Source organism: Neobacillus niacini, assembly GCF_030817595.1.
GTDB lineage: Bacteria > Bacillota > Bacilli > Bacillales > Cytobacillaceae > Neobacillus > Neobacillus niacini_G.
Window position 1 is genome coordinate 4546402 of the sequence record NZ_JAUSZN010000001.1, and the last position, 22576, is coordinate 4568977.

At 40.7% G+C, this 22576-nt stretch carries 23 protein-coding genes; all 23 read left to right on the forward strand.

Annotation, left to right across the window (positions count from 1 at the left end):
• Nucleotides 1–221: 221 nt before the first annotated feature.
• The 23 genes from QFZ31_RS21625 to QFZ31_RS21735 all read left to right on the forward strand — a co-directional run bounded on the left by QFZ31_RS21625 (nt 222) and on the right by QFZ31_RS21735 (nt 22324).
• Nucleotides 222–1235, forward strand: a complete 1014-nt coding sequence (locus tag QFZ31_RS21625; RefSeq protein ID WP_307306742.1) for a nuclease-related domain-containing protein — start codon at nt 222–224, stop codon at nt 1233–1235.
• Nucleotides 1232–3421, forward strand: a complete 2190-nt coding sequence (locus tag QFZ31_RS21630) for a S8 family serine peptidase (protein ID WP_307306743.1) — start codon at nt 1232–1234, stop codon at nt 3419–3421. The genes QFZ31_RS21625 and QFZ31_RS21630 overlap by 4 nt, the downstream gene beginning before the upstream one ends.
• A 325-nt stretch (nt 3422–3746) precedes the next feature.
• A complete protein-coding gene (locus QFZ31_RS21635) occupies nt 3747–3968 on the forward strand; it encodes an AtpZ/AtpI family protein (RefSeq protein ID WP_307306744.1) in 222 nt (73 codons plus the stop codon).
• Nucleotides 3969–3975: 7 nt separating this feature from the next.
• The gene (locus QFZ31_RS21640; RefSeq protein WP_307306747.1) at nt 3976–4350 is read left to right on the forward strand and encodes an ATP synthase subunit I; all 375 of its coding nucleotides are present in this window, start codon (nt 3976–3978) and stop codon (nt 4348–4350) included.
• Between the two features lie 23 nt (nt 4351–4373).
• Nucleotides 4374–5084, forward strand: coding sequence for a F0F1 ATP synthase subunit A (gene atpB, locus QFZ31_RS21645; protein ID WP_179598677.1), 711 nt, complete (start codon nt 4374–4376; stop codon nt 5082–5084).
• Nucleotides 5085–5158: 74 nt separating this feature from the next.
• Nucleotides 5159–5371, forward strand: coding sequence for a F0F1 ATP synthase subunit C (gene atpE, locus QFZ31_RS21650; RefSeq protein ID WP_053368380.1), 213 nt, complete (start codon nt 5159–5161; stop codon nt 5369–5371).
• A gap of 159 nt (nt 5372–5530) precedes the next feature.
• Nucleotides 5531–6064: a F0F1 ATP synthase subunit B gene (locus QFZ31_RS21655; protein WP_179598675.1), complete on the forward strand. Its 534-nt coding sequence runs from the start codon at nt 5531–5533 to the stop codon at nt 6062–6064.
• Nucleotides 6061–6597 (forward strand): F0F1 ATP synthase subunit delta, encoded by a 537-nt coding sequence (locus tag QFZ31_RS21660; protein ID WP_179598673.1) that lies wholly within the window; start codon nt 6061–6063, stop codon nt 6595–6597. The genes QFZ31_RS21655 and QFZ31_RS21660 overlap by 4 nt, the downstream gene beginning before the upstream one ends.
• A 24-nt stretch (nt 6598–6621) precedes the next feature.
• The gene (atpA, locus tag QFZ31_RS21665; protein ID WP_179598671.1) at nt 6622–8130 is read left to right on the forward strand and encodes a F0F1 ATP synthase subunit alpha; all 1509 of its coding nucleotides are present in this window, start codon (nt 6622–6624) and stop codon (nt 8128–8130) included.
• A 117-nt stretch (nt 8131–8247) separates the two neighbouring features.
• A complete protein-coding gene (gene atpG, locus QFZ31_RS21670) occupies nt 8248–9105 on the forward strand; it encodes an ATP synthase F1 subunit gamma (RefSeq protein ID WP_306074489.1) in 858 nt (285 codons plus the stop codon).
• A gap of 169 nt (nt 9106–9274) precedes the next feature.
• Entirely contained in the window at nt 9275–10696 is a 1422-nt protein-coding gene (gene atpD / locus QFZ31_RS21675) for a F0F1 ATP synthase subunit beta (RefSeq protein ID WP_179598667.1), read from the forward strand.
• A 21-nt stretch (nt 10697–10717) separates the two neighbouring features.
• Nucleotides 10718–11128 carry a F0F1 ATP synthase subunit epsilon gene (locus tag QFZ31_RS21680; RefSeq protein ID WP_307306759.1) on the forward strand — a complete coding sequence of 137 codons (411 nt, stop codon included), beginning with the start codon at nt 10718–10720 and terminating at the stop codon, nt 11126–11128.
• Nucleotides 11129–11269: 141 nt separating this feature from the next.
• A complete protein-coding gene (locus QFZ31_RS21685; protein ID WP_307306760.1) occupies nt 11270–12367 on the forward strand; it encodes a GerAB/ArcD/ProY family transporter in 1098 nt (365 codons plus the stop codon).
• A 28-nt stretch (nt 12368–12395) separates the two neighbouring features.
• Entirely contained in the window at nt 12396–13958 is a 1563-nt protein-coding gene (locus QFZ31_RS21690; protein ID WP_307306762.1) for a spore germination protein, read from the forward strand.
• Between the two features lie 29 nt (nt 13959–13987).
• A complete protein-coding gene (locus tag QFZ31_RS21695) occupies nt 13988–15136 on the forward strand; it encodes a Ger(x)C family spore germination protein (RefSeq protein WP_307306765.1) in 1149 nt (382 codons plus the stop codon).
• A gap of 16 nt (nt 15137–15152) precedes the next feature.
• Nucleotides 15153–15317, forward strand: a complete 165-nt coding sequence (locus tag QFZ31_RS21700) for a hypothetical protein (RefSeq protein ID WP_179598656.1) — start codon at nt 15153–15155, stop codon at nt 15315–15317.
• Between the two features lie 152 nt (nt 15318–15469).
• Nucleotides 15470–16111 carry an HAD family hydrolase gene (locus QFZ31_RS21705; RefSeq protein WP_307306767.1) on the forward strand — a complete coding sequence of 214 codons (642 nt, stop codon included), beginning with the start codon at nt 15470–15472 and terminating at the stop codon, nt 16109–16111.
• Nucleotides 16112–16269: 158 nt separating this feature from the next.
• A complete protein-coding gene (locus QFZ31_RS21710) occupies nt 16270–17244 on the forward strand; it encodes an SIS domain-containing protein (RefSeq protein WP_307306769.1) in 975 nt (324 codons plus the stop codon).
• A gap of 211 nt (nt 17245–17455) precedes the next feature.
• Nucleotides 17456–18733, forward strand: coding sequence for an ABC transporter substrate-binding protein (locus tag QFZ31_RS21715; RefSeq protein ID WP_307306772.1), 1278 nt, complete (start codon nt 17456–17458; stop codon nt 18731–18733).
• A 93-nt stretch (nt 18734–18826) separates the two neighbouring features.
• Nucleotides 18827–19711, forward strand: a complete 885-nt coding sequence (locus QFZ31_RS21720; protein WP_307306775.1) for a carbohydrate ABC transporter permease — start codon at nt 18827–18829, stop codon at nt 19709–19711.
• Between the two features lies 1 nt (nt 19712).
• Nucleotides 19713–20591, forward strand: a complete 879-nt coding sequence (locus QFZ31_RS21725; RefSeq protein ID WP_307306778.1) for a carbohydrate ABC transporter permease — start codon at nt 19713–19715, stop codon at nt 20589–20591.
• A 17-nt stretch (nt 20592–20608) separates the two neighbouring features.
• The gene (locus tag QFZ31_RS21730) at nt 20609–21427 is read left to right on the forward strand and encodes a PfkB family carbohydrate kinase (RefSeq protein ID WP_307306781.1); all 819 of its coding nucleotides are present in this window, start codon (nt 20609–20611) and stop codon (nt 21425–21427) included.
• Between the two features lie 129 nt (nt 21428–21556).
• Complete coding sequence (locus QFZ31_RS21735; protein ID WP_307306784.1) at nt 21557–22324, forward strand: GntR family transcriptional regulator; 768 nt, start codon at nt 21557–21559, stop codon at nt 22322–22324.
• Nucleotides 22325–22576 lie beyond the last annotated feature (252 nt).

A 22576-nucleotide genomic window follows, 5' to 3' on the forward strand; every position in this document is an offset into this window, starting at 1 on the left:
TTTTTCCAAATATTGTATAATTGTACAAAAGGGTTTGAAAAGTGTACAAAAGCCCTCGAAAAGTGTACAAAAACCACTAAAATTTGTACAAAACCCCATGAGAAATGTTCAAAACTCAAGGCAGACCAATAATGTTCACCATATCTACCAATAATCCTTAAAGGAATTCGACAATATTTCTAGAATTTAGACAACAAATTCCTAAAAAGAGGTGACAATAAGTGATCAAATTAGAACTAATCGTTCCGGTTCAGGCGGAACAATGTATAGCTTTGTTGAAAAGGATGCCAAAAGGGCACCCAGTAAGACCAATGGTAGAAAAAGATTTACGAATTTGGCTGAAAGGGTATTATGGAGAACTGAATGTGGGTTACCATCTATCATTTTTACCAGAAGAGGAATATTTCATATTTCATGGATTGCGATTGAAGGACAAAAAGTCATTTCAAATGGATTTACTGCTGGTATCAGCCAAATTTGCTTTAATTATTGAAGTGAAGAATATATCAGGTAAATTAAAGTTTAAAAAGGGATCGGACCTGATGACTAGAGAATTAAATAACCTGGAAGAAGGTATGGATAACCCGATTCAGCAGGTCAAACGGCACCATCTCCAATTCAATAATTGGCTAAAGGATCATCAATTTAAGGGAATACCGGTGGAGCGCCTAGTGGTTATTAGTAAAACGTCGACGATTATAGAAACTACCCAGGACAACTTACATATCTTTCAAAAGTTGATTTATGCTGAATCATTGATTGATAAAATAAGGGAGTTGGAAACAAAATATACGAAGCCTCGAATAACCAAAAAAGTTCTAACCCAACTATCTGATACCCTCCTGAAAGAACACGATCTCATCATTCCTGATGTCCTCGAAAAATATAATCTTTCCCCATCTGACATAAAGCCAGGAGTTCAATGTACCAGTTGTAACTCATTTAAAATGAAGTACATATCAGCCAGTTGGCGGTGCGACATATGTCATTTCACTTCCAAGAAGGCACATCTAGCAGCGATTAAGGATTATTTCCTAATTTTAAATACAACGATCACTAGGAAACAGCTTGCTGAATTTCTCGAAATTGCTCCGACTAAAGCTAGGTACATTCTGCTCTCCCTAAACCTCCCATCCACCGGCACAAAACGTAGCACCAAATACTCTCTACCAAAAAACTGCATACTTTCCCCGTTAAATGAAAACGATATGAAAAAAGGGGAATTTTTCACATGAAAAAATGGACACTTTTATTGGTACTTGTTTTCTCCCTCCAAACAACGACTTCGGCCCGTTCACTTGATACACCTCCGATTCCAAAAGAACGGATTGCGATTGTGGTTCTTGATAACCCGCAATCCCCTCAGGATATCCAACTGCTCATTAAACCATATAAGGACATTCATCTTCGGCATGTGTTTCAAGAAGCGATTTATGGTTTTTCTGTTGAAGGGAACCCTGAATCGATCGAGAAACTGGCGCAACAAAACAGCAAGCAAATCATAAGCGTTTCCCCTGTGAACGAGTATAAAGCACAGGGTGAGGAAGGGGTTAAGATTATCGGCGGCGAAGAGATTCGCGGTCTCTTTGATAAACAAAATCGGCGCTTGACGGGTAAAGGTGTAACCGTGGGGGTTATTGATACAGGTGTGGATTACACCCATCCTGACCTTAAAAGAAATTTTGCCGGCGGGCGTGATCTCGTCGATAATGATTCGGATCCTATGGAAACGAAAACCTTAGGAAGAGCGACAGTCCATGGCACCCACGTTGCTGGAATTATTGCGGCGAATGGAAAATTAAAAGGAGTGGCACCCGACGCGAAAATTTTGGCTTACCGTGCACTTGGGCCTGGCGGCGGGGGCACAACCGAGAATGTTCTGGCTGCCATCGAGCAGGCGATTAAGGATAAAGTCGATATTATGAACCTTTCGCTTGGAAATGATATCAACGGTCCCGATCTGCCAATCAGCCTTGCCCTCAACCGAGCTGTCGATAGAGGAATCGTTGCGATTGCCGCATCGGGGAATTCTGGGCCAAATGTTTGGACAGTGGGATCTCCAGGAACCGCCTCGAAGGCGATATCGGTTGGAGCTTCCACCCCCACGATCGAGGTCCCTTATCTATTAATAGAAGGAATGCGGGAAAAATTACGAATTCAACCGCTGGAAGGGTCCGCAAATTGGGACCTTGACCGCTCTTATCCAATCGTAGATGGCGGTATTGGTACAGCAGCAGATTTAAAAGAAGTTACGGGAAAAATTGTTCTCATTAAAAGAGGAAAAATAACGTTTTCTGAGAAGGCGAAAAATGCTCGTGAGGCTGGAGCTAAGGCAGTGATTATCTATAATAATCTAAGCGGCGGCTTTATGGGCAATCTCGAGGAGCAGATTGATATCCCGGTCGGTTCAATTACGAAAAAGGATGGGGAGCTTTTAAAAAGCAAACCGAACACCTTGGCAACTATCGCTATCTCAGAGGAAAAGGACCTCCTTGCAGATTTTAGTTCGCGGGGACCGGTCACGGACACGTGGGAGGTAAAGCCTGATATTGTGGCGCCTGGTGTTGCGATTAACTCAACCATTCCTGGCGGCTATCTTTCACTGCAGGGCACGAGCATGGCGGCACCACATGTGGCGGGTGCATGTGCACTAATTAAACAGGCACACCCAGAGTGGACACCGGATCAAATTAAGGCGGCGTTAATGAATACAGCTAAACCGTTAGAGAAAAACGGAAAACTATATCGGACGTACGAGCAGGGGGCAGGGAGAATTCAGGTGAATGAAGCAGTGAAAGCGACTTCCCTTGTCAGCCCAAGTTCACTTCGATTTGGAAAGTTTGAAAGTGAAGGGGACAATCACAAGACCTTTTTACATGTAGAAAACCTAGGTGGTAAACCTGTACGTTATACGTTCGACATTCCGAAGCAGGCAGATGGTTTGAAATGGAGTTTCCCGTTGGCGTTTACACTGCAGCCTGGAGAGGCGCGGGATGTAAAGCTGGAATTAGAAGTAAATCCAGCTGAGCTGAAGGGGAAAATTCATGATGGTTATCTAACCATCCATGCCGGGGCAAATCCGATTCAAATTCCTTATATCTATGTTCTTGAAGAACCGAACTATCCGAGAGTAATGGGCTTTGACTTTAAGGACGGGGATCGGCAGGGAACTTATCGGTATGAAGTGTACCTGCCAGGTGGCGCGGAGGAGTTTGGTATTGCTCTTTTCAATCCAGATGATTTCCGATTTGTCGGCTTCTTAGATACCAATCAGAATGTTAAGAAAGGATTAATGAGCAAGGAAATAACAGAAGAAAATCTCCCGCCTGATGGCGTTTATCTTGCAAAGGTGTTCGCCAAAAAGGCTGGAAAGGAAGACTTTATTGAAACGATGCTCGTAATCGGAGAAGCCGTTCGATAAGACAGAAAGGGGTGGACATATGGAGCCACTCCTTGTCAATTTTGTTCACAAAATTGTCACAATTACATCACTAAAATAAAGCGAAATTACACTACAATTATAGTGTTAACTAAAACTTCCAAATGGAAGAAATTACTCAGAATAGTTTGTGGATTAATTCACGTAAATCCATTGACATTGGAAAATGGCTGAGGTATGCTAACAAAGGATGTAAAATGAGAGGGTTTTCATGTAATTTGACAAAATTCTCGAAAATTCGACACATTCTCATACGTACATAAACCTCGTATTTTGATGTATTCTCTAAAGGTGAGGATGCGATAGTATGCGTAATGAAAACCGCAATCCGCTCAAGGCGTATGCCCTAATGTCCGCCATCCTAGCTTCCCTTGTTGGTTCCATTTTGATTGGGATTTTTGCAGGCAGATGGCTGGATAAAGTGTGGGGTACCGAACCAATTTTCTTAATAATTGGACTGTTTATAGGTTTAGCGGCTGGGATTTACTCTATGCTCTTTTCAATCCGCAAGTTCTATTCAGGAGATTAAACCAACCATGCCAGAATTTCAAACAATGTTTACCCGACAGCGAAAGTGGATGTTTTTTTTATTGTCTTTTTATGTGCTTGGCTGGGGGTTCACTTCGCAGCAATCAATCTTTCTTGGATTGATTCTTGGGACAAGTTTGAGCCTTTTTAATTTGTGGTTGATGGCTCGAAAAATCGACAAATTTGGACAAGCGGCTGCTGAAGGGAGAACGGTTCGTTCACTTGGATCTTTTTCACGAATGGCAACCGGTGCACTGGCGATTGTCATCACAATGAGGTATCCTGAACAGTTTCACCTCATTAGTGTGGTTATAGGATTAATGACATCCTACATTGTCATTATGATAGATTTTTTTACGCACAATTTATTTTCAGATAAATAGCGGGGGAAGCGAGGTGAATACTGTTGCATCACGAAGCTCCAATAGTTACGTTTCTTGGGCTCCAATTTAATTTGGCAAACATTTTGATGATTACCATAGCTAGTGCAATTGTCTTTTTGTTAGCCGTCCTATCCACTCGTAGACTGGCCATGAAACCAACCGGAATGCAAAACTTCATGGAATGGGTTATGGATTTTGTTAAAAACATTATTAACAGTACGATGGATTGGAAAGATGGCGGACGATTCCATATTCTCGGAATTACCATCATCATGTATATCTTTGTAGCAAATATGCTGGGACTACCATTCTCAATTGTAGTTGACGGAGTTCTTTGGTGGAAATCTCCAACAGCAGATCCTGCTGTAACCTTGACCTTAGCCACATTGATAGTAGGATTATCTCACTACTATGGTGTCAAGATGAAAGGTGCAGGAGCATATGGAAGGGAATTCTTTAAACCATTCTGGTTTATGTTCCCGATTAAAATTATTGAAGAGTTTGCAAATACTTTGACTCTCGGTCTCCGTCTTTACGGAAACATCTATGCGGGGGAAATTTTATTAAGCTTACTCGCAGCTGGTTTAGCAACCGGTGTGGGCGGAACAATTGCCGCTGCACTGCCAATGCTAGTATGGCAAGGCTTCTCAGTCTTTGTCGGTGCCATCCAATCTTTTATTTTCTGTATGTTAACAATGGTGTACTTAGCTCACAAAGTGAGCAGCGACCATTAGCATAAAACCGTTCTTTTCATAAGAACAAAAATTAAGAATTCATTTTTTTATACATTAAAGGAGGAAATTTTCAAATGGGTCTTTTAGCAGCAGCAATCGCAATTGGTTTAGCAGCACTAGGTGCTGGTATCGGTAACGGTCTTATCGTATCAAAAACTGTAGAAGGTATCGCTCGTCAACCAGAAGCTCGCGGTATGCTTCAAACTACAATGTTCATCGGGGTTGCGTTAGTTGAGGCGATTCCTATCATCGCGGTTGTTATCGCGTTCATGGTTCAAGGTCAATAATCGAGCACACTCGTGTTCATATAAATGGCGAAGATCATTCGTGAGAACCTTCGCCATTCGTTTATGTTCATTCCTATACATAAACGATTGATTTCGACAATTATTTCGACTGATATATAGGTTGTTTTAAGGAAAGACCTTGAAGGGAGTGAATCGCAGGTGTTAACAAATAGTTTTGTATTAGGTTCTGCTGAAGCAGCAGCACATTCTGGTGTAAACTGGGGAGATATTATTTTCCAACTTGTTATGTTTATCATCTTAATGGTATTGCTGAAAATATTTGCTTGGGGTCCTTTAATGGGCATCATGAAACAGCGTGAAGAGCATGTTGCTGGAGAAATTTCAGCAGCAGAACAAAGTCGCGTTGAAGCAAAGAAACTATTAGAAGAGCAGCGTTCTCTTTTAAAAGAAGCTCGCTCAGAAGCACAAGTTTTAATTGAAAATGCGAAAAAACAGGGCGACATTCAGCGTGAAGAAATCATTGCTGTAGCTCGTACTGAAGCAGATCGCATAAAAGAGTCTGCGAAGCTTGAAATTGAGCAGCAGAAAGAAAAAGCGGTTGCCGCTATTCGTGAACAAGTTGCTTCCTTGTCTGTCTTAATTGCTTCTAAAGTGATAGAAAAAGAATTGAATGCAGCAGACCAAGATAAACTGATTAACGAATATATTCAAGAGGCAGGAGAAAAGCGATGAGCAACTCCATGGTAGCAAAACGCTACGCGTTGGCTCTTTTTCAAATCGCAAAAGAACAACAGCTTCTTGAAGTAATAGAAGAAGAACTTCGTGTAGTAAAGGAAGTTATGGTATACAATGCTGATTTAAAGGCAGTATTAAACTCTTCAAAACTTACACTTGATAAGAAAAAAGAGATACTAAAAGCAGCCTTTTCAACTGTAAATCCATATGTACTGAATACACTATTGATCTTGATTGATCGCCACCGCGAAGACGAGATCATTGAAGTAGCTAACCAATTCTTTGAATTAGTAAATGATGAAAAGGGAGTTGCTGAAGCTGAAGTTTACAGCACACGTGAGCTTACAGAAGCAGAACGTGAAGCAATCTCTGCAACGTTTGCAGCAAAGATTGGCAAGAAATCACTAAGAATTGAAAATATCGTGGATTCCGAACTGCTTGGCGGCGTTAAGCTCCGTATCGGAAACCGTATATACGACGGCTCTTTGCGCGGAAAGCTAGACCGTTTAGAACGTAAATTGTTAAGCTAAGATTCGTAGATAGGGGTGAAACTCATGAGCATCAAAGCTGAAGAAATTAGTGCCCTGATAAAACAGCAAATTGAAAACTATCAGGCTGAAATTCAAGTGAGTGATGTAGGTACAGTTATCTCTGTTGGTGACGGTATCGCACGTGTTCATGGCCTCGACAATGTCATGGCCGGAGAACTTGTTGAATTTTCAAACGGCGTTATGGGAATGGCTCAAAACCTTGAGGCAAATAACGTAGGTATTATTATTCTTGGACCTTACACTGACATTAAAGAAGGTGACGAGGTTCGACGTACAGGACGCATCATGGAGGTTCCAGTAGGTGAGGAACTAATTGGTCGTGTTGTTAACTCTTTAGGACAACCAGTTGATGGTATGGGTCCAATCAATACAACAAAAACTCGCCCTATTGAAGCAGTAGCTTCAGGCGTTATGGCTCGTAAATCCGTTCATGAGCCGTTACAAACAGGTATTAAAGCCATTGACGCGCTTGTGCCAATCGGCCGCGGTCAGCGTGAGTTAATTATCGGAGACCGTCAAACAGGTAAAACGTCTGTTGCAATCGATACAATCTTGAACCAAAAAGGTCAAAACATGATCTGTATCTACGTTGCAATTGGTCAAAAGGAATCAACAGTACGTGGTGCCGTTGAAACCCTTCGTAAGCACGGTGCGTTAGAGTACTCTATCGTAGTAACTGCATCTGCTTCACAACCAGCTCCATTGTTATTCTTAGCTCCTTATGCTGGGGTTGCAATGGGTGAAGAATTCATGTATAACGGCAAGCACGTCCTAATCGTATATGATGATTTATCAAAACAAGCGGCTGCATACCGTGAGCTTTCCCTATTACTTCGCCGTCCTCCAGGTCGTGAAGCATATCCAGGGGATGTATTCTACTTGCACTCCCGTTTATTAGAGCGTGCAGCAAAATTGAACGACACACTAGGTGCTGGTTCGATCACTGCATTGCCATTTATCGAAACACAAGCAGGTGACGTTTCTGCTTATATCCCAACAAACGTTATCTCCATCACAGATGGACAAATTTTCTTACAATCTGACCTTTTCTTCTCCGGTGTTCGTCCAGCGATCAACGCAGGTCTTTCCGTTTCTCGTGTAGGTGGATCCGCGCAAATCAAGGCGATGAAGAAGGTAGCAGGTACACTGCGTCTTGACCTTGCTTCATACCGTGAGCTAGAAGCTTTCGCACAGTTCGGGTCAGACCTTGATAAAGCTACACAAGCGAAGCTTAACCGCGGTGCCCGCACTGTTGAAGTTCTTAAACAAGATCTTCATAAGCCGCTTTCTGTTGAAAAGCAAGTAGCAATTCTATATGCATTAACACGCGGATTCCTTGATGATATTCCATTAGAAGATATCCGTCGTTTTGAATCAGAATTCCTTAATTGGTTAGACCACAACCGCAAAGACTTGTTAGACCATATTGTGAAGACGAAAGATCTTCCTTCTGATGACGATATGGCTGCTGCGCTTAACGCTTTCAAAAAGACGTTCGCAGTTTCCGAATAAGTAGGGTCTGACATTTAGTATAGGGTGTTTAAACAGTGGAAACTCAGCACCCAAAACCGTGCCTGTCACCACTGTTTAACCCCAAACACAATCTTTGTAAGAGGGTGGTGAGAACCTATGGCATCATTACGCGATATAAAAAATAGTATTAATTCTACTAAAAAGATGAGTCAGATTACCAAAGCAATGGAGATGACATCCGCTGCTAAATGGAACCGTGGAGTTATGAATGCAAAAGCATTTGTTCCTTACATGGAGAAAATCCAGGAAGTTACTGTGGCTGTCGCAATGGGCAGCAACGGAATTAATCATCCAATGCTTCAATCTCGACCTGTCAAGAAAACTGGTTATATTGTTATGACATCCGATCGTGGTCTAGCTGGTGCTTTTAACAGTAACGTGATCCGTCGTGTGTTTCAAACAATCCAAAATCGCCACAAATCGAAAGATGAATATTCGATTATTGCAATCGGTCGTGTTGCACGTGACTTCTTTGCGAAACGTGGTATTAATGTCGATCTCGAAATTGTTGGTATATCCGATCAACCGAGCTTCGAAAGCGTTAAAGACATTACTAGTAGTACAGTAGGTATGTTCTCCGATGGGACCTTCGATGAACTTTACTTATATTACACGCATTATAAAAGTGCCATTACTCAAGAAGTTACTGAGAAGAAGCTGCTTCCACTAACGGATCTTTCAACTTCTTCAAAGCTTACTTCTTATGAATTCGAGCCATCTGCAGAAGAAATTTTAGACGTTCTCCTGCCTCAATATGCTGAGAGCTTAATTTATGGCGCACTTTTAGACAGTAAAGCGAGTGAGCATGCAGCCCGGATGACTGCGATGAGAAACGCTACTGATAATGCGAAAGAAATGATCAAAAATTATTCACTTATTTACAACCGTGCTCGTCAGGCAGCGATTACACAAGAAATTGCAGAAATCGTCGGCGGTGCGGCGGCACTAGAGTAGATTCATATTTTTAAATAACCCCCATTTTGGGGCCGTGATAAGTCCTGCCTGAGGGAATGAGTTCATCGTTCCCGACTGCATTTTAGAGGACGATAACTAGCAAAGTGAACTTCACATCGTTCCTTTTTCAAAAGGGGTTTTGTGACAAAGTAAGATAGGAGGGAAAATGATGAACAAAGGAAGCGTTCTTCAGATTTTGGGGCCAGTTATTGACGTTAAGTTTGAAAATGGCCATTTACCTGAGATTCATAATGCTTTGCGCATTGAATACAAAGCGCAAAGTCAATCTGAAGTTGATATCCACTTAACTCTTGAAGTAGCCCTTCATTTAGGTGATGATACAGTTCGTACAATTGCGATGGCATCCACTGATGGTGTAATGCGTGGAATGGAAGTTACCGATACAGGTGCTCCAATTTCCGTACCAGTAGGTGAGCCAACACTTGGCCGTGTATTTAACGTACTAGGTGAAGCAATTGACCTTAAAGAGGAAATTCCAGCAAGTGCTCGTCGTGATTCCATTCACCGTGAAGCACCAACGTTTGAAAACCTTTCTACTGAAGTAGAAATTCTTGAAACTGGTATTAAAGTAGTAGACTTACTTGCTCCTTATATTAAGGGTGGTAAGATCGGTCTATTCGGTGGTGCCGGTGTAGGTAAAACCGTATTAATCCAGGAATTAATTAATAACATCGCTCAAGAGCACAGCGGTATTTCGGTATTCGCTGGTGTTGGTGAGCGTACCCGTGAAGGTAATGACCTTTATCATGAAATGACTGATTCAGGCGTTATCAAGCAAACCGCGATGGTATTCGGACAAATGAACGAGCCGCCAGGAGCACGTATGCGTGTTGCACTGACTGGTTTGACAATGGCTGAATATTTCCGTGATGAGCAAGGACAGGACGTTCTTTTCTTCATGGATAACATCTTCCGTTTCACGCAAGCAGGTTCTGAGGTTTCTGCGTTACTCGGCCGTATGCCTTCTGCCGTAGGTTACCAGCCAACGCTTGCTACTGAGATGGGTAAATTACAAGAACGTATTACTTCTACAAATAAAGGTTCTGTTACATCCATTCAAGCGATTTATGTACCTGCCGATGACTATACGGATCCGGCTCCTGCTACAACATTCGCTCACTTAGATGCGACAACAAACCTTGAGCGTAAGCTTTCTGAGATGGGTATCTACCCTGCGGTGGATCCACTTGCATCAACTTCTCGTGCATTGTCACCTGAAATCGTTGGTGAAGAGCACTACAATGTTGCTCGTCAAGTACAATCAACATTACAACGTTACCGTGAATTACAGGATATCATTGCGATCCTAGGTATGGATGAACTTTCTGATGATGATAAGTTAGTGGTACTTCGTGCACGTCGTATCCAAAACTTCTTATCACAGAACTTCCACGTTGCTGAACAGTTCACTGGACAGCCGGGATCTTATGTACCTGTTAAAGAAACAGTTCGTGGTTTCAAAGAAGTCCTTGAAGGTAAGTATGACCACCTTCCAGAAGATGCATTCCGCTTAGTCGGCCGTATTGAGGACGTAGTGGAAAATGCAAAACGTATGGGTGTAGAGGCCTAATACCGACCAGGAGGGTAAAAAATGAAGACGATTAAAGTCAGTGTTGTTACTCCCGATGGCCCGGTGTATGAGTCAGACGTGGAAATGGTCAGTACCAAGGCTCAAAGTGGTGAACTAGGTATTTTACCTGGACATATTCCTATGGTTGCTCCGCTTGCAATTGGGGTTGTACGCCTCAAGAAGGCAGGAGGCAAAGAACCGGATCTTGTTGCTGTGAGTGGCGGCTTCCTTGAAGTTCGTCCTGAAAAAGTAACGATCCTAGCTCAAGCCGCTGAAAAGGCAGAGAATATCGACGTGGAACGTGCACTACGAGCAAAAGAACGTGCCGAGCAGCGTATGCGAGATCAGAAAGCAGAAGACATCGACTTCCGTCGTGCTGAACTAGCCCTGCAGCGTGCCATCAACCGTCTTACGGTTACCGGAAAACAATAATAGTTTTGAATTAAACCCCTGCTGGTTCACGGACTGGCGGGGGTTTTTTGTCGTATGCATAACTTGCTGCTAAATGGAAAATAGTAAGTGTTGGAAGGTTTTTACCAAAATATAGGCCAGCCTGCTTGAAGGTGAATAGGGATGAATACCGAAAAAATAAGTGGACTGCAACTTTTTTATTTAATGGCTGGTTATGTATTAGGGACAGCAATTATTTTAGGGTTAGGCTTAAATTCCAAGCAGGATGCATGGATTTTTATATTAATTGGTATGTCAGGCAGCTTAATCTTAATGGCTGTTTTTACCCAATTAGCGGCCTATTATCCAGGCGATTCACTGGTTGAAATGCTGCCTAAGATTATCGGGAAGTTTCTTTCCTATCCGGTCATTTTGCTTTATATTTTACATTTTACTTATTCTGCTGCTAGAGCAAGCAGGGAATTAGGCGATCTTATTGTAACAACGATTCTATCTGAAACTCCGATTTTTGTTGTCATTGCAAGTTTTATGGTGCTGATGATTTATTGCCTGCGGGGTGGAGTGGAAACGTTTGCCCGAATGGCGGAAATCGTTTTTCCCATTTATATTTTTTCTCTTATTCTTATTTGGATTCTACTCTTTAGCGTAGATCAATTTGATATTAAAAATCTCACTCCTATATTAGGAAATGGAATAATGCCAGTGTTGAAAGAAGCTATTCCTATTGCGATTAATTTTCCATTTGGAGAAACCATTGTGATTATGATGTTATTTCCTTATCTAGGAAATAGCAAGCATACAAGAAGGATAGGGATGTCAATCATTTTGGTAGGCGGTCTTCTGTTAACTATTAACTCGATTATGATGATATCCGTTTTAGGACCGGAAATTTACAGCAGGGATATTTTTTCCCTTCTATCCGCTACGCAAATGGTATCGGTTGCAGATTTTCTCGAGCGTTTTGACGCACTTGTCATTCTAATGATGGTAGCGGGAGTGTTTTTTAAGGTAGGGGCGTTTACTTTTGCGGCGGCTGTTGGAATTTCTCAATTACTGAGGTTAAAACAGACTCGGTCGGTCTGCCTTGGACTTGGTTCCATCATTCCCCCGTTATCACTAGTAACCGCATCCAGTTTCGTTGAACATATCGAAATTGGATTTAAATATTATGTTACCTATGTACATACCCTTTTACAAATTATCCTGCCAATCCTATTCCTGTGCATTGCTTTTATCCGAAAAAAATGGGGTCAACGATAGGTTTATTTATGATTAGGTGGTGCTGGCATTGAAAATTTTTCGACAGATGAAAAGATTAAGTGCTAAAAATAAACCTTATATGAAGGAGCAGAGTGTTCAAGAGCAAGGTAACAACGAGGGGTTAACAGGTAATCTGGAGGAAGATTTTCAGCAGATTAAACAGCTTTTTGAAGGGGCCGCAGATTTTGCTTATCGGGAGATTGAGATCAACGCTGCTTACTCGGCGCTCATCTTGTACTTAAATGGTTTAGTTAATGTAGAAAGAATGGAATTACATGTTATTCATCCATTAGTAAAGGCTAACGAGAAATTACCGAGGCGTGCGGAAATAACCATAGATGATATGAAAGGGATTCTTAGTTCAGCCCAAGTAAAGCATGGGACAACCTTCCAAGAAGTGATTGATCAAATTTTAGCAGGCGGAACAATTTTACTCATGAATGGCTCGAAAAGTGCACTTTTTATTAGCGAGCAGTCGTGGGAGCAGCGCTCGGTTGAAGAACCAGTGTCTGAAGCGGTCGTTTTAGGTCCAAGAGAAGGTTTTACCGAAAATATCCGAACGAATGGAAGTATGATTCGAAGACGGTTAAAAACAACGAAACTCAAGTTTGAATATATGAAGCTCGGAAGCCTTTCACAAACGGAAGTGATGATTACCTATCTTGAGGATATTGCCCAGCATTCGATTGTAGAGGAAGTTCGGAGCCGATTAAATCGAATTGAGATTGACGCCATTGAGGATAGCGGCTACATTGTCGAATTTATCGAGGATCAGCCGTTCTCTTTGTTTCCCCAGGTGCTGCAGACGGAACGGCCGGATCGAGTGGTTGGTAATCTTCTCGAAGGGAAAGTCGGGATTTTGGTGGCCAACAGCCCATTTGCCCTTATTGTTCCGGTCACTTTTTTTGAAATGATGAATTCACCTGAGGACTATTATGGAAGGTTTATCATAACTTCGTTTATTCGATTTATCCGCTATTTATTTTTAGCTGTGGCTTTATTGTTTCCTTCCATTTATATTGCGGTGACCACCTTCCATCATGAATTACTGCCAACCAATCTGATATTTAGTGTCGCGGCTTCAAGGGAAAAAGTGCCGTTTCCAGCGGTGGTTGAAGCATTGTTAATGGAAATAACCTTTGAGGCATTGCGTGAAGCGGGGCTGAGGTTGCCGAGACCAATCGGGTCAACGGTCAGTATTGTCGGTGCATTGGTGGTAGGGCAGGCAGCGGTTGAGGCTGGAATTGTTTCTGCTCCATTGGTCATTGTGGTCGCAACGACAGGGATTGCGTCGTTTATGTTTCCGAGTTACCCCCTAACAGGAGCGATTCGCCTCCTTCGCTTTTTTATGATTTTCTTAGCGGCGACGCTGGGTTTTTATGGCATTCTGCTTGGAATTTTCTTTATATCGGTTCATCTCGTCAAACTTCGGTCGTTTGGTGTTCCCTATATGGCTCCAATCGCTCCCTTTCATTTTAATAATCTTAAAGATATATTTATTCGGGCTCCATGGTGGAAAATAAATGAACGCCCACATGAAACAGGAAAAAGGAATTTGAAACGGTTAAGCTCCCGGAAACCTAAATATTAATCGTTTTTTAACTGGACAGGATGGTCTTAATGAAAGTGATGAGAATGCTTTTAATTTGGGGAATAACACTGATTTTGCTGGCGGGTTGTTGGAACCGGGTTGAAATTAACGATATTGCTATTGTGACAGCCATTGGTCTTGACCTTGTCGAGGAGGATCAACTCCGCTTAACACTTCAAGTGGCCGTTCCCTCAAAGTTAGTAACGGGAGGTACAGGCGAAAGCGGCGGGAAAAGCACCATTGTCATTTCAGAAACGGGTGCATCGGTATCGGAGGCATACCGAAATATTCAAGGAAAGTTGTCAAGACGAATCTTTTTTTCCCAAAGCCGTGTCCTTTTGATTGGTGAGGATTTAGCTAAAAAGGGAGTTTTTCATATTGTCGACTTCCATACAAGGTACGCTGAGCCTCGAATTAATAGCTTTATTATGTTCACAAAGGGTAAAGCCTCTAAAATCATCAATAGTATGCCAAAATTTGAAGGTGTTTCGGCAGAGGAAATGAGAGAGCTCGCCAAAATGAGTGTAGGGTTTAAAATTTATGTCAGGGATTTTCTGAATATGCTTCTGACAGAGGGGATAGAACCATTTGCTTCACAGTTTACCTTAAAGCCCTTAGAAGTGAATACAAAGAATAAATCAGGTGAAGCGCAGGCTGTAAATGGAATCGCTGTGTTTAAAGGGGACAAGCTAGTAGGCTGGATGGATGAGGTTGAAACGCGAGGCCTGTTATGGCTTCGTAATGAAATCAAAACGGGTGTTATTACGGTCAATATCCCTGAGGAAAAAGGCGGGGGAAACATTAGTATGGAAATCGTAAGAGGAGAAACGAATATTGTTCCCATACTCAAACGAGGGGAATTAAAACTGGACGTGGATGTGGTTACAGAATTGAGCGTAATCGAAAATGACTCGAAGTTAAACCTCTTTGATACAAAGGTAATCGAGGAGATTCAAACATATGCTGAGGAGAAAATCAGCAAAAGGATTGAAATGATTGTAGAAAAGGCGCAAAAAGAGTATGAGTCAGACATTTTTGGCTTTGGTCAATCGGTCTACAAGAAATATCCGAAGGAATGGAATACTCATTATAAAGAGAACTGGGAGAACGAATTTGCCCAAACAAAGGTTGCCATCCATTCTAAAGCCTTTGTAAGAAGAATTGGTTTAATTAAATGACAAAGAGGAATGAAAAATGCTCAAGTTTTTAATGATAATTCTCATCTTTGCAGTAATTTTTGCATGGGAAATTCCACAGTTAGTACGAAAAGGGGAAATGAAGGAATTAGTGGTGTTTTCATTTCTTGCTTTAATCGGATTGGCATTAAGTATTTTGATGGTGGTACGGTCGTTTATTTAGGTGATGTTTTATCAATTAACCCCCTGCTGGTCGACGGACTGGTAGGGGTTTTTACTTTTTCTGGTATTTGTTTTGATTAAGTTCGATTAATGACATATAACGTATTATGATGTTATATTTAATATAATTGGAAAAAGTAGGAGGGATATAAGGTGAAGTTAGTAATTTTTGATATGGATGGATTGTTGTTTGATACGGAATGGCCGTCGTTTCAAGCATTAAAGGAAGCGGTTGAAAGACGAGGTTTTACGTTTACGATTGAGAACTATAAACAGTTAATCGGGTTGGCGCATGGTAAGTCAATGGAAGTAATGCAGCAAATGTATGGCGGTAAACTTCCGTATGAAGAAATCATTATCGATTATCGGAAGCGGTTTAAGGAGATTTTAGCGAACGATGGCGTTGGTATAAAGCGGGGAGCCATAAAACTACTAGATGCGCTTGATCAGCGGGGAATGAAAAAATGCATTGCTTCCTCCAGTGCACGGGAAACGATTGCTTCATACTTGAAGCTGACAGGCCTTGAGGATCGCTTTGATTTTTATATTAGTGGGAATGAAGTGAAAAAGGGTAAGCCTCATCCGGATATCTTTTTAGAGGCGTGTAAAATCGCTGGGGAACCGGTGGAGTCTGCTTTAGTGTTAGAGGACTCATTGAATGGGTTGAAGGCAGCTTGCGCGGCAGAAATTCGTTGTATATTGGTACCTGATCTAATTGAGCCTACGGAGGAAATGAAGGAAAAGGCATATAAAATTATCGAAGATTTAGAAAAAGTGATAGAGGTATTGGAGTAGCCCCTTATTAAAATAAGGGTTTTTTTGTGGTTTTGTCAGACTTTGTCGGAAAAAAGTAATTAACAGAATCTTTAAAAGTGTTTGACTTGCGGGACAAGTCAGTTTATACTCTAATTAAGACATCATATGATGTCATATAACATTAGGGGGTAAAGTAAATGAAAACTGAACATGTTAACCAAATTGCTGCTGCTATCAATGCAGTTAAAGCAACAGAAGTGAAGAATGTTTATTTTGTAGCTTGTGGAGGTTCGATGGCATCCCTTGCTACTGGGGATTATTTCTTAAACAGAGAAATTGAGATTCCAAGCAGAGTTTATACTTCTAATGAATTTGTTCATGTGAACCCACCAGGACTTGGTGAAGGAAGCGTTGTTATCCTTCGTTCACATTCAGGAACTACACCAGAAACAGTTGCTGCTGCTAAATTTGCAAGAGAAAAAGGAGCAGTTACGATTGCGATTTCCATGGAGGTTGATTCTCCACTTTGTCAAGAAGCCGAGTATACAGTTCATTACAACTATAAGGATGGCTCAGATGCGATTGACGGAGAAACTGGTGTATATTACAGCTTAATTTTCGGTATTTTGAATGCGGTTTCACCAAATGAAAAATACGAAAGAGTATTAAAACAATTAAATAATTTAGAAACTCTTTTTGAATCAAACAGAAAATTAAGTTATGACCGTGCATTCCAATTTGGAAGCGAATACAAGCGCGATAAACTGATTTATACAATGGGTAGCGGTGCTTACTATCACCAGGCATATTCGTTTACAAGCTGCTTGTTAATGGAAATGTTATGGATCCACTCTAATGCGATTCATACTGGCGAATACTTCCACGGACCATTTGAAGCAACTGACTTTGATGTTCCATTCCTAATTATCAAAGGAGAAGGCGCTACTCGTCCATTAGATGAAAGAGCGATTAACTTTGCACAAAAATTCAGTAAAAAAGTTGAGGTTGTCGATGTAGCGGAATTGGATTACACAGGTATTGATGAAGATCTTAAAGAATACTTCGGTCCAGCTCTTGCAGGTGTTGTATTACGTCAATATGCAGATGGATTGGCAGAGCATACAGGTCATCCGCTTTCAGTAAGACGCTATATGTGGAAAATGGAATATTAATCTACCAACATTAGTCACTTAACAACTCGGGTTCAACATGATAGATTATAAGAAAGATTTTCTAATATACTTACGGGACACGTTTTACAAGTGGACAAGGTTCAGTTGAAGGTTAATCTAATCTACGTTGTTGACTAGGACACTTAATTGAACTCACTCCATTTCATTATTTTAAAATTTATAATCAGAATATTTTAAAGGGAGTGAAAAAATGAAAAGATTTTTAGCCATTTTCATGACAGTTCTTTTATTAGCGTTAACAGCTTGTTCCTCCTCAGCAGGAAACGAAGAAAAAAAATCTTCTGATAAAGATGTAGTAGAAATCAATTTCTTCCATAGATGGCCGAATGAACCACGGAAATCTTTCTATGATCAGAAAATTAAAGAATTTGAAGAGGCTAATCCAGGGGTTAAAATTAATGTCAATTCTGTTTTAAACGACTCTTACAAAGAGAAAATTAGAGTACTCGTTTCTAACGACGATCTTCCAGATATTTTCTCATCTTGGTCTGACTCATTTGCTGAAAACCTTGTATCATCTGGTCGTATTATGGAGCTAGATAATATTTTAGCAGAGGATTCTGAGTGGGCAGGAAAGGTAATTGAGTCTCAATTTGCAGGTTTTACATTTGATGAAAAGAAGTATGGAGTACCATTTACGGTTGACGGAAAGGCATTCTTCTATAATAAGGAAGCCTTTAAGAAAAATAATCTTGAAGTTCCTAAAACCTATAAAGAATTTATCGCAGTTCTAGATAAGTTACAGGATGCTGGCTATGAAACGCCGTTAGTAGAAGGTTTAACCAATGCATGGGCGATTTCGCATTACATGGGAACTATTTTCCAAAGGGTTGTTGATCCTGCTGTAACAGCAAAAGATTATAACGTCGAAACAGGTGAGTTTACAGATCCAGGTTATATTAAAGGATTAGAAATCTTCAAGGAACTTACTGATTACATGGGAGATCTATCAACTGCAATTGACCACGAGGCTGCAAGAAATATGTTCGCTAGTGGTGAAGCACCAATTGTTTACATGCAGTTTGCTGAAGTTAAAATGGTAGAAGATCAAGGTATGAAAGACTTCGGTTTCTTTGACTTCCCTGAAATTGAGGGCGGTAAAGGTGATTCTAAGGCACTTACTGGTGCACCTGAAGGATGGATGTTAAGTAAAAATGCACCAAAAGAAGCAGTTGATTTCTTGAAGTTCTTAACATCTGAAGAAACAGCTTACGATTTCACAAAAACAGATGGACAATTGAATGCCGTACAGGGTGCTGTTGATGAAGGCAATACTTCTCCTGCCAGATTAGAAGCGTATGAGCTCGTAACAAATGCTTCTGCAACTACACCATGGTTTGATAATGCTGTTAATATCAATATTGCCGATATCTTCATGAGAGGCGGACAGACATTAGCAAATGAGCAAACGACTCCTGGAGACATTATGAAGGAAGTTCAAGCTGAAGCAAAACGTTTGAAAAAGTAGAATGAATTCCCCTTCCCCAAGGTTCGAGGACAGTGTTCCCAGAATCTTGGGGAAAATCTAACAAACGAGTCAAAAATATTAGGGGTGGGGTCAATGCAAAGAAGGAAATTTAATATTATCCCTGTACTATTCTTATTGCCGAGCATCGCCTTGCTGCTCGTATTTGTCTATATTCCGCTTATACAAAACTTTTACAATAGCTTCTTTGATTTTTCTGTATTCTCTCAAACCAAAACTTTTGTTGGTTTGGAAAATTTTAAAAACCTATTAGCCGATAAGGTAGTAAGTGTTGCACTTCTCAATAACGTTAAGTACGCAATCATTTCTGTGATCTTACAGGTCGGAATTGCTTTAGTGTTAGCTTATATTTTGGAAGATAAATTATTTCACAGAGTAGCCCCTTTCCTTAGGGTCGTTTACTTCATGCCAGTTATGATTTCCATTTCTGTTGTTGCTTTACTATTTGGGTTTGTTTACAACCCGCAAATGGGACTTTTAAACAGTTTCCTTGAATTAATTGGTTTGGAAAACCTGAAAGAGGTATGGCTAGGCAATCCTGAGACAGCCATTTATTCCGTCATTGCAATGTCACAATGGCATAGTATTGGGTTTGTTACCCTTTTGTTTATCGTTGCGATTCAGAAAATTCCGAAAGAGCTTTACGAAGCTGCTGATATAGATGGAGCTGGAAAAATAAGAAAGTTTTTTAGCATTACAGTACCACAAGTAAGAGAAGCTATATTTGTAAACACGTTAATTACGATCACTGGATCTATGCTCGTTTTTAACGAACCTTATATTTTGACGAATGGCGGACCAGGCTTTAGTTCAACGGTTATGTCTGTACATATGTATCAGACTGGATTTGTGAAAGATAACATGGGCTATGCTTCCACACTGGCGATTATTATCTTTCTTTTGACAGCGGTGCTGGCGCTAATACAAATTAAATTGTCTCGGACGGGAAAGGATGATTAACATGGAGCAGGTAATAAAACCATCTGTGGAGCAGGTAATAAAACCATCTCGGAAACTACGGAAATTTAGTATCGGCCAATTTGTCACCATGTTAATGTTGGCCGCTTTTGCAATCGTCATCCTTTATCCGCTTCTTTGGATGGTTATCTCTTCGATGAAGAGCTATAATGAGATCTTCAATGATGTCTGGGGCTTACCAAGTACTTGGATTGTTGAAAACTACTCACTTGCCTGGTCAAAAGGTATATCCGGCTATTTTATGAATAGTTTTTTCGTGACAAGTGTAACCATTATTGCGGTTCTGATTATTGGCTCGATGGCGGCATTTGTACTGGCCAGATATAAGACAAGATGGATTGACATTGCGCTGATTTTTACCATCGGCGGAATGATGATGAATCCACAGGTTGCCTTAATTCCATTGTTTAATATCCTTACGAATCTAGATTTAATCAATACCCATTGGGCGTTAATTTTAACGTATATCGCTTATCGATTGCCATTAACGATTTTGCTTTTGAGAGGGTATTTTTTAAGTATTCCAAAAGAACTGGAAGAGTCAGCCATTATTGATGGATGTACGGAATTCGGTATCTATCGAAGAATCTATTTGCCGATGTCCGTGCCAATTTTGTTGACAACGATCGTACTAACTGCATTCTTTGCATGGAATGAGTTCTTATTTGCTACAGTCTTTATTGATTCGGAAACATTGAAAACAATTCCATCAGGATTAATGAACTTTAGGGATGCTTTACGGACAGATTGGGGCGTACTCCTTGCGGGGATGGTACTCGCTTCGCTTCCAATGATTGCGCTGTTAATCTTCTTGCAAAAGTATCTAGTTCAAGGACTATCTGAAGGTTCTGTAAAAGGTTAAAGAAAGGGTGAGCACGTGTGAAGATTATTGCAATTGGAGATAATGTGGTAGATTGTTACTTGGATCAGGGGAAGTATTATCCTGGCGGTAACTGTGTCAATGTCGCTGTAAATTGTAAGCGTTCAGGAGCGGAAGATGTCAGTTATATTGGGATTTTTGCCACGGACGATAAAGCAGACCATTTGAAAAACGTACTTGAGCTGGAAGGTATTCCTTATCACCGCTCACGTATGGCAGAAGGAATCAGTGGACAACCCCGCGTAAATCTTACCGAGGATGGCGATCGTGTATTTGTGGGCGGACCAAAGAATACGGTTCAACATATTTTGAAATTAAGACTTACCCCTGAGGACTATGAATATATTAAAGAGTTTGATGTTGCTCATACTAGCTGCTATAGTTCAATGGAAGAAGAACTTCCGGGCTTGGCGCAGCATATTAACGTATCCTACGATTTCTCGGATAAATATAATGCCGCCCAGCTTGAAAAAGTTTGTCCTTATATCAAACATGGGTTTTTCTCAGGAGCTCATTTAAGTGATGAGGAGCTTGAGAATTTAGTAGAGAAGCTAGGGAAATATGATTTGGAAACAATCGGTATTACTAGAGGTTCCAAGCCTGCTATTTTTCTCCACAGGGGAAAAAGGTATAGTCAAGAAGTGTTTGAAACCGAAATCGTTGATACAATGGGAGCAGGTGATAGTTTTATCGCTGGGTTTTTAACAGCGATATACAAGCAGAAAGACATGAAGGAAGCCTTAGTCTTTGCCGCTGAACGAGCTAGCATTACTTGTGGGTTTTATGGCGGGTTCGGCTACCCGAAGGATTTGGAATAGCATAAATGTTATAGCCTTACGCCATCAGGTAAAGGCTATTATTTTTCTTTGAGAACTAGTTTTGGAGTCGTTTTCTTATTATAATTACTATAATTACTAAAAATTTGAAAATTACAGAAGAGGTAACTTATGAATAAGGAAAAATCGGTTGAAACAGAGAGCCCAGTGTTTTTGTATGATCAGGTAAAGCATGGCATTATGGAAATGATTAATACGGGAAAAATAGTTTCCGGCCAAAGACTGCCGAATGAGAAGGAATTATGTGAAGCCTTCGACACAAGCAGAATTACCATTAGGCGAGCGTTGAAGGAACTTGCAAGTGAAGGGGTCATTGAAATCATTCATGGAAAAGGGACCTTTGTCAAAAACGTGAAACAAAAAATCCATATTCTTAATTTGCAAGGCTTTTCGGAATTGTCAGTAGCGGCAGGGGATGGCAATTTCTCAAAAGAAATTTTGGTCAATCAAATTGAAACCGCTGACAATGAGCTTATGCAGTATTTTGAACGTAATGAGCCATTTGAGGTGGTGAAGCTTGTGCGACTAATAAAGGATGGAAACAATATCTTTAGTGTTGACTTTGCCTATTTACCATGTGATATCTACCCTGGCATTTCTGAAAAAATAAAGGATAATGTTTCAACCTTTAAAGTTATACATGATGATTACGGAATAAAGTTCGGCAAAGCGCGGAAGGAAATGGAGTTTATTCTTCCTCCTCAAGATTTAAGCAAGCTTCTTCAAGTCTCTCGAATGGAAACCGTTATTCAGGTTAAGAAAGTAATAAAGGATGATCATGAAAGACCGGTACATTACTCCGTGTACTACCTCCTTGCTAATAAAGTAAACTTCTATATTGACGTCGATATGGACAGTGATCTTGATTTAACGAAATAATGTAAAACAAAGACCTTTGGCTTGTTGCATGGGTCTTTGTTGTTTTTATACAAATACTTCGTGATTCAAATCTTAGTATTTTTTGAGTTGGCGAGCAGGTAAGAGAACCAAATTGGCAGGTAGAGGAGGGGATTGTGCAGGTAGGGGATGAGGAGGAGGAAATTATGAGGGGATCTGAACCGGAAAAGTAGGAATATGAACCTTTTTTGGGGGAAGGAAAATGACGAGTGCCAGTCTTACGACTGGCTTTTT